The 3236-nt window shown below is 60.5% G+C and carries 2 protein-coding genes and 1 pseudogene; 1 reads left to right on the top strand and 2 read right to left on the bottom strand.

The genetic code is table 11. From position 1 onward, the window contains the following. Positions 1-597 precede the first annotated feature (597 nt). A complete protein-coding gene (gene xopAE, locus XdyCFBP7245_RS23205; RefSeq protein WP_104617692.1) occupies positions 598-2229 on the top strand; it encodes a type III secretion system effector XopAE in 1632 nt (543 codons plus the stop codon). Between the two features lie 210 nt (positions 2230-2439). On the opposite strand, the pseudogene XdyCFBP7245_RS23200 reads toward xopAE, so the two are convergent. Together XdyCFBP7245_RS23200 and XdyCFBP7245_RS23195 are read right to left on the bottom strand one after the other, a co-directional pair. Further along, a pseudogene (locus XdyCFBP7245_RS23200) lies at positions 2440-2858 on the bottom strand (hypothetical protein). Beyond that, positions 2855-3236 (bottom strand): hypothetical protein (locus XdyCFBP7245_RS23195; protein ID WP_244907919.1); only part of this gene is annotated, 382 nt, incomplete at its 5' end. The pseudogene XdyCFBP7245_RS23200 and the gene XdyCFBP7245_RS23195, both read right to left, overlap by 4 nt.

Below are 3236 nucleotides of genomic sequence, written 5' to 3'. Positions count from 1 at the left end.
GCGTCGCCGAACGTCAGTTGCATGGATGATTCCTCAACACGAGGCGGGTAGTGTCGCGCATCTGCCGTGCTTTGTTCAGAGGTTCCCTAAAGGCCGATTAGGGCGGATATCTCCTGATTGGGCGCGCAGGGTGCATGAGTGTGCAGGACCGGGGCGTTTGCAGACAGGCGCCTGATTTCGCATGGGGACGCAACCTCTTCGCTTCCGCGCAGCGATGGGCATCACAGGAAAGTATCCTGGCGTTCAAGGGGCCTATGCAGTCCCGCTGAATCCGTCAGGTAGATCTCTATGTTCAATGTGAACCGCTTACTTCGCTCTCGTCCGCGAACTGACACCACCGAGCGCAGGCCTGCCGAAGACACGACGCCACGCGAACCGTCCGGCGCGGTGGATGGCTTACTCAGCCCTCTGCGTGCGCGGCCGCGACGTCGGGAAAACACGTCAGCGACCGACGCATTGCCGCCTAGAAGTCCAGGGCGTTTTCTACGCTCACCTCTGCGTTCGTCGATGCAACCAGTTTCGCTAGCTGGCGCGTCTTCTGCATCACCGCGCAGCATAGAGCACGACATCGAAGATTGGCTCGCACGCAGCCTGCCGATGGCAGAGCGGGTCCCTAGCGGCTACAACCTGCACAACGGCGAGAGGGATATGTCGCGGGAGGTTCTGCAAGGCGTGGCAGACGCAATCCGCCGTGCAGCCGCCCGCCAAAGCACCAGGCTCGCACTCAACTACGGCCTTCCTGCTACGACGCTACCTGATGCAATCGGCCGACTTGAAGCACTGCAGGAACTGTTGCTGATCAATACCGGGCTTCAGTCGCTGCCAGACAGCCTGGGGCAGCTCCGCCAGCTTCGCCACCTGCAGGTGGCCGCCACCCGAGGTTTGAAAAGGCTGCCAACGTCTTTGACGAGCTTGCCCAACCTGGAGACCCTTCAGTTGACGGCGATACCGTTGGAGGAGTTGCCGAGCGACTTAGGGCGCATGCAAAGCCTGCGCAGCCTCACGCTGGGTGGCGGACGCTATGAGCGCTTGCCGGCCAGCATCATCCAATTGAGCCAGTTGACCCAATTGAGCGTGTTGCACTCGTCGCATTTCCGGGAGTTGCCTGAAAACATCGGCAACATGCAGGGACTCACGTCACTGGAAGTGGTATCGAACTCCAAGCTGGAGCAACTGCCAGGCAGCTTCACCCGGCTGCACCGGTTGGAAGAACTCAACCTGTCCTCCAACGGCCGGCTGGCGCAATTGCCCGAGGACATCGGTCAAATGAGCAACCTGAGGAAACTGTCGCTGAAAGACTGCTCCGCACTCCGGCATCTGCCCGACAGCGTGGGGGAACTTTCCCAGCTGCAACTCCTGGACCTTCGCGGCACGGGTCTGCAAACCCTCCAGCCATCCCTTGCGCGGCTTCCCGCCAACTGCGAAATCAAGGTGCCGGATCATTTGCGCCGCCAATTGGCCCAAATCCGCAACCCGCAGCCGGTGCGGCACGCGGCGCAGCCGCTCGCTGGCAGAACGCGACCACCGGCGATGCCTGCGGTAGAGCAGGCCGGGGCATCGTGGAACCGCGGGCCCGAGTTCACGCGTGTGTTGAGGGGCATCGATGCCGACCTGGGAGAGCGTTTTGATAAGTGGATGCAGGGTCTGGCACAAAACGCCATGATCTTCCACAGTTCCATCACGCCGGCCGACATGCGCCTGCTGGACCAAGTGGTGGCCGAGGCCATCACGTCTCCCGAATTCCGAAGCAGCTTCGGCGAGTTTTTGAGCGAGCACACCGTCAAGACCCTGAACATGGATGGCATGACCCAGGTAGGCGGTGGCGGGCCGCCCGTGCGGGGTGATGTTAAAACCGCTTTTTCGGAAATGCTGAAGCACAAGCTCATGCACACGCGAAACCGGGAGGCGGCACTGAGCATGCTGCAGCAGGCGATACGAAATCCTGATCTAGGTCTGTCGAGGAACAGGCTGCTCCATAGCATGAACGAACTCACGGGACGTCCGCAGATGTGGCCGCCGCTGCGGGCCTACATTTCCATGCACGATGTGGAGGGAAAGGCTGCGCAAGAAGCCGCCACCACTTGGGCCATGGCTCACTTCGACGAAGCGCAGGAGGGTGTCATCGGGGAAGCAGAAGCCAAGCGGGAGTCCGAACAGGCGCAGGCCAACGCGAACAGCTTCATCGGGCTGCGGGCACGTGCGCTGTTAAAAGAATGGCGCATCCGTTAGAGCCCCGGCTTGCTGTGCCGACGGCTGTGGCGTCATTTGCAATGATGTGCTTTGGTTGGGGCGTAGGAAGCAGAGCTGATGCGTGGGTTAGCTGACTTGCTATCGTGCTCAGAGAAGCGTTACTTCCGGCAGAGTCATCCAGCGAAAGTCGATAGCTAACCATTGTTCGGAAAGACGCACACCCAATCAATTTAGAGCAGATCACGTTGGCTAGCGGCCGCCCTGAAACTTGAAGCTGAAACGTGCGGTCGATGACATGGCGGTGTGCCCGCTGATGAGCACTGGTGTGGCGTCCACCAGCGTCAACATACCATCGGCGACAGACACCGGGATACCCAGCGTTAGATCGACCTGCTTAGACCAGCCGCCGCCCATCACGGTCGTCCTGACGATCAACCGGCCTGCCACGACGCATTGAACGTCGGCCGCGGGCAACGGCTGTCCTCAATGACGTGATCGGGGCGCACCTTGGGCCCGTCGACCGCCGCAATCTCGCCCAGACGCACGGGGCCTTCGATGGGCAGGCTAGTGACGGGGCCAGTCTCTGCGCACCCGACAAGTGAGACGACCAAAAGCATTGCAAGCACCAGGCTGCGCAAGTGGCGGAAACGCTTCATGGCGGCAGTCATGCTCTTGTGTTGTGAAGATAGAAGCTGATGTTCTCGGCGAGCTGCGCATAGGCCTCGATCGCGTCAATGTGATGGAGCATCACTTCACCGTGGTGCTTGCGCGCGAGCGCCAGCATCGCGGTCTCAAACTCCAAGGCTTCAGCGGGCAGGCCAACCACCTCGAAGGCGGCAGCCAGTGCTAGATGAAAGCGCTGCTCGTCAAGCGGGTGAAAGGTATGCCACGTTTCCACGCGCATCCAAGGATCCAGGGCCGCTTTCAGTCGTTCATTTCCCATGGCTCGGTGCCAGCGACGTCCCCCCAATTTTGAGTAGCACCTCAGTTTGGAGTCCAATTCCCTATCCCGAGGAGATTGGATGTGAAGAAGCGTTTTTCCGAAG

It is taken from the genome of Xanthomonas dyei (assembly GCF_002939865.1).
In the GTDB taxonomy this organism is placed as follows: domain Bacteria; phylum Pseudomonadota; class Gammaproteobacteria; order Xanthomonadales; family Xanthomonadaceae; genus Xanthomonas; species Xanthomonas dyei.
This window is presented reverse-complemented; position numbering and strand designations above follow the sequence as displayed.

What these genes read in the sequence shown, in the direction of transcription:
- xopAE (WP_104617692.1), top strand. Translation starts at nt 598, where the DNA reads ATGGCAGAGCGGGTCCCTAGCGGCTACAACCTGCACAACGGCGAGAGG.